The sequence below is a fragment of the Methylophaga sp. UBA4204 genome (genome assembly GCF_002379485.1).
Classification (GTDB): domain Bacteria; phylum Pseudomonadota; class Gammaproteobacteria; order Nitrosococcales; family Methylophagaceae; genus Methylophaga.
In genome coordinates, this window is the sequence record NZ_DFTU01000085.1 from 655 (window position 1) to 4129 (window position 3475).

Sequence of the window (3475 nt, forward strand, 5' to 3'; positions counted from 1 at the left end):
GATCGTCAAAATGTTCTTTCAGCCAATTTGTGCTGGATTTACTGCGTGCCATTTCAGCTCTTCTCTGCCACGTGGATTTTGTCAGTACTCAGTACTAACAATAATCCGGCAATACTCAACATCAGATACAGGTTCTGACTCAGCATATGTAACCATTCAAAGCGCTCGGCGAGATTGGTCTCTAGACGCCAGTTATCGACCGTTTTTATGCTGGCCATCTCAGGCTGTATATACATGCTGAATATCAAGGTAATCACCAACATGGCCATCAAAATCCAGAAACGCCAGGAATGTATTGCCCGGCCACGCTGAATAATTATTTTGCCCAGAAGAATCAGCGTACCACTGATTATGCCAATAACATTCACTGCAAAAAACAGTTTGGCCGCATAATCTGCGGCCACCAATGTCTCAAGGCTGATAAAAGCCAGCGGAACAGCAAGATAACCGACTGACCATAAAGCGCCTACCCACAGTGTCAGTAATAAGCGTTCGCCAATAGTTTCAGAACGATTCAACCGTTAGCCCAGATAATGAATGCCGGTAATTTCATATTCGATTGCACCACCCGGCGCCTGGACAGTTGCTACATCGTCAATTTCCTTGCCGATCAATGCCCGTGCAATAGGTGAAGAAATTGAGATACGGTTCAATTTAATATCGGATTCATAATCGCCCACGATCTGATACTGCTTTTCTTCATCAGTATCGATATTCAGCAAATCGACCGTAACACCAAACACAACACGGCCATCTTTAGGCAACGAAGTGGGATCAATTATCTGACAATCAGCCAAAGTCGATTCAAGTTCCTGAATACGGCCCTCAATAAAACTTTGCTGTTCACGGGCTGCATGGTATTCAGCATTTTCTTTTAAATCGCCATGCGCACGGGCTTCAGAAATCGCATCCACCACGGCTGGACGTTTAACGGTTTTCAGTTCATGTAATTCAGTTTTCAGTGCCTGAGCACCGCGTTCTGTTATTGGTACGGCCATTAATTCAATTCTCCATGTAATGACTGTAAACGATTCACCGAGACACTGTCTTCGCAATGCAGGGCCAGAATTGTGGCACGAGCAGCGGCTAATGTTGTGGTGTAGTTCACCTGATGTTGCAATGCAGCGCGGCGTATTTCTCTTGAATCCGCAACGGCCTGACGACCTTCTGTTGTATTCACAATCAGGGCAATTTCATCGTTTTTAATCATATCCACAATATGCGGCTGACCTTCTGCGACTTTTTTAACTCGCTCACAGGGCACATCGGCCTCCATCAGCGTTTGTTGTGTGCCTCGCGTGGCCAGCAACGAGAAACCCAAGCCTAACAAATCTTTGGCAATCTTGATAACCGATTGTTTGTCGGCATCACGCACTGAAATAAAGGCTTTACCTCCAACCGGCAGACTCACCGATGCCGCTAACTGGGATTTGGCAAAAGCCTCACCGAAAGTACGGCCCACGCCCATTACTTCACCAGTGGATTTCATTTCCGGTCCAAGAATCGGATCCACACCCTGGAACTTGATGAATGGGAACACCGCTTCTTTAACCGAATAGTAAGACGGAATCACTTCTTTAGTTACACCCTGCTCTGCCAGGCTCATACCGGCCATACAGCGTGCAGCAACTTTAGCCAGCGGTACACCAATCGATTTAGATACATATGGCACGGTACGTGATGCGCGTGGGTTCACTTCCAGAATAAATATACGGTCACCCTGAATGGCAAACTGGGTATTCATAAGTCCCACTACGCCCAGTTCAAGTGCCATCTGTTTCACCTGTACCCGTAACTGATCCATGACTTCCTGACTCAGACTGTAAGGGGGTAAGGCGCAGGCAGAGTCACCGGAATGAACACCCGCCTGTTCGATATGTTCCATAATGCCGCCGATAAGCACTTCCTTACCGTCACAAATTGCATCGACATCGACCTCAATGGCGTCATCCAGGAAACGATCCAGTAATACCGGAGAATCATTGGAAACCGATACCGCAGTCAGCATATAACGTTGTAACTCTTCTTCGTTATAAACGATTTCCATTGCACGGCCACCCAATACATAAGATGGACGAACCACTAATGGATAACCGATTTCTGCCGCCAGTGACACAGCGGTATCAACTGAATGTGCCAAACGATTTGGCGGTTGCAGTAAGCCGAGTTTTTCGACCATTTGCTGGAACCGTTCGCGATCTTCTGCATGGTCAATGGCATCCGGCGAAGTACCAATAATTGGCACACCGGCAGCTTCAAGTGCACGCGCCAGTTTCAATGGTGTCTGACCACCGAACTGGACGATCACGCCTTTAGGTTTTTCCAGCGCAACAATTTCCAGTACGTCTTCCAGCGTCAGTGACTCAAAATATAGTCGATCCGATGTGTCGTAATCGGTGGAAACGGTTTCTGGATTACAGTTGACCATAATGGTTTCGTAACCATCTTCGCGTAACGCCAGCGCGGCGTGAACACAACAATAATCAAACTCAATACCCTGACCAATACGGTTAGGACCACCACCTAAAATCATGATTTTGTCACGATTAGTCGGATTGGCTTCGCACTCTTCGTCATAGGTTGAGTACATATAGGCAGTAGAGGTTGAAAATTCAGCTGCACAGGTATCAACCCGTTTATACACCGGACGAACTCCCAATGCATGACGATGGCTGCGAAATTGTTTTTCTGTTTTGTGTAACAATTTTGCCAGTCGTGAATCAGCGAAACCTTTGCGCTTCAACGCGCGCATTTCAGCTTCATCAATATCGTTTAACGAACGCTCTTTAAGCTGATTTTCAATTTCCACCAGCTCCTGAATCTGAATCAGGAACCACGGATCAATATGTGTTAGCTGCTGAACTTCGTCAAAGCCCATTCCATAACGGAAAGCATCACCTACGTACCAAAGACGATCGGAGCCAGGCAAACTTAATTCACGGCGTAATACTTCAGCGGTATTTTCGGCTTTCAGATCCAGAATTTCGTTAAAACCATCCCGATCTGTTTCAAGACCACGTAATGCTTTCTGTAAAGACTCCTGGAAATTACGACCAATGGCCATCACTTCACCGACAGATTTCATCTGAGTGCTCAGACGGTTATCCGCCAACGGGAATTTTTCAAAGGTAAAACGTGGAATTTTAGTGACGACATAATCAATAGTCGGTTCAAATGACGTTGGTGTCGCATTGCCGGTAATTTCGTTCTGTAATTCATCCAGTGTGTAACCCACTGCCAGTTTGGCAGCGACTTTGGCAATTGGAAAACCGGTGGCTTTCGAAGCCAAAGCCGATGAGCGTGACACCCGTGGATTCATTTCGATAATGATCAAACGACCGGTTTCCGGATTTACCGCAAACTGCACGTTCGAACCACCGGTTTCCACGCCAATCTCACGCAAAACTGCCAGCGAGGCATTACGCATGATTTGGTATTCTTTATCGGTCAGCGTCTGGGCAGGTGCCACAGTGAT

The 3475-nt window shown here is 46.7% G+C and carries 3 protein-coding genes; all 3 read right to left on the minus strand.

The genetic code is table 11. The annotated features are described in order from the left end of the window. Positions 1 to 53: 53 nt before the first annotated feature. Positions 54 to 518, minus strand: a complete 465-nt coding sequence (locus B3182_RS12180; RefSeq protein ID WP_292353698.1) for a DUF4149 domain-containing protein — start codon at positions 516 to 518, stop codon at positions 54 to 56. A gap of 3 nt (positions 519 to 521) precedes the next feature. After that, a complete protein-coding gene (gene greA / locus B3182_RS12185) occupies positions 522 to 998 on the minus strand; it encodes a transcription elongation factor GreA (RefSeq protein WP_292353697.1) in 477 nt (158 codons plus the stop codon). Continuing rightward, positions 998 to 3475, minus strand: a 2478-nt coding sequence (carB, locus tag B3182_RS12190) for a carbamoyl-phosphate synthase large subunit (protein WP_292752919.1), incomplete at its 5' end; no start/stop codon positions are given. The genes carB and greA, both read right to left, overlap by 1 nt.